The organism is Candidatus Symbiopectobacterium sp. NZEC135, from assembly GCF_025962695.1.
In genome coordinates, this window is the sequence record NZ_JAGFPF010000274.1 from 1 (window position 1) to 1,998 (window position 1,998).

The window sequence follows — 1,998 nt, forward strand, 5'->3', positions numbered from 1 at the left end:
CAATGAGTTCCTCAAACAATATCTTCGGGGGCCGAGGGGGAAATGGCGGAAACGCATTTGCTCAAGGCGGTGCCGGGTTAGCTGGTGAGGGTGGTTCCGCGATTCGCGCACAAGACGTTACTCTCAATATCGGAAATCATGCTATTACCGGTGGTAATGGTGGCAATGGCGGTAATGGCGGCACGCCCAGCTTTAACCGGGGAAGGTATGGCGCGAATGGTGGCGCAGGCATTAACGCCGAGAGCGCCACCATTACTAATAGTGGAACGATCACTGGCGGTAATGCAGGTGGGGCTGGCAGTTTACCCACAAGCACCCTTCCTGTCGGAGGATTCGGCATTACCGGAAAGAATATCAACATTATTAATAATAACAACATTCAAGGTGGCTTTAATACAGATGGTTTAACCCGGGCAAATTCAGTTTATTTCACCGAAGGCAGCAATAGACTGGAATTGCAATATAATTGGTTTTTTAATGGCAATATCTCTGCTAATTCAGGCACCACTAACACATTCTTATTAGGGGGCACGACCAGCGACCTGGCGACCAACACCGCGGGGGTCCAACGATCGACCATCTTTGATGTCTCGCAATTCGGCAACAAATTCCAAAACTTCTCCAGTTTTTACAAAACCGGCTCAAGTACCTGGAGACTAATAAACACCACAACGGCCAATACGCCATGGACGCTGGCGGCAGGCATTTTGCAAATTGCCGCAGATGGCGCACTGGGTAGCACGGCAGGCACCCTGACACTTGATGGCGGTACGCTGCAATTCACCAGTAACGCCACCTTGTCGGCAGCAAGAACGGTGAACATCACTGACGCAGACAGTGTTTTTGATACCCAGAATAACGCAGTTACCATCAACAGCACCATCACGGGAAACTCCCTGACCAAAAATGGCAGCGGCGTACTAACGCTTACCGGTGCCAATACCTATAATGGCACCGCCATCAATCAAGGTACCTTGGAGGTAGGCGGCAATGCAGGTTCAATCAGCGGTAATACGTCTGTTGCCAATAATGCATTACTTTCTTTCAACCGTTCCGGCACGCTGACCTACAGTGGCTTGATTTCTGGCGATGGCGCGCTTCGCAACACAGGCACAGGCACCGTCATACTGACGGGAAATAGCACTTATACTGGCGGTACCACGCTCTCTGGCGGCACGTTGCAATTAGGTAATGGCACAACATCAGGTTCCATCACCGGCAACATCATCAATAACGCAACGCTAGCCTTTAATCGCAGCAATGCGATTAACTACAGCGATATTATTTCCGGTAGCGGTGCAATCAGTCAAAACGGTAGTGGCACGACGACGCTGAGTGGCAACAATAGCTATAGCGGCAACACTTCTGTGAGTAATGGCAGCCTGTATATCAACGGTAACCAGACCAGCGCCACCGGAACAACCACAGTCAGTAATGGCGCAACGCTGGGGGGCAATGGCATTATTGGCGGCTCTGTCACCGTGGCGAATGGCGGTATCTTATCACCCGGTGCGGCCTCTGGAAGTGTTGGAACCCTGACAATTAACGGGAATCTCAATCTTAACAACACCTCGGTACTCAACTACACCTTGGGTGAAGCAGGCGTCATCAACGGCAGCAACAATGATTTGACCGTGGTTAACGGCAATCTCACGCTGGATGGTCTACTTAACGTCACTGAAACCGTTCCCGGTGCATTTACCCCTGGTCTTTATCGCCTTATCAATTACAGCGGCACATTAACCAATAACCAACTGAATCTTGGAACTCTCCCTGAGACGAGTGGCATGTTTATTCAGACATCCGTTGCCAATCAAGTCAATTTGATCAACAGCGCAGGACTCACACTGAATTTTTGGGACGGTGGCGCACTGGCCAATAAAAACGACGGCGTTGTTAATGGAGGAAATGGTATCTGGCAGGCTTCTACGCCCGGCAGTAACGATAACTGGACCCTCGATACGGGCACGATTAACACCCACTGGAGCAACGCTGCGT

General features: G+C 50.7%; 1 protein-coding gene. It reads left to right on the forward strand.

The annotated features are described in order from the left end of the window. A partial coding sequence (locus tag J5224_RS25830; RefSeq protein ID WP_264628051.1) for a beta strand repeat-containing protein occupies positions 1 to 1,998 on the forward strand: 1,998 nt, incomplete at both ends.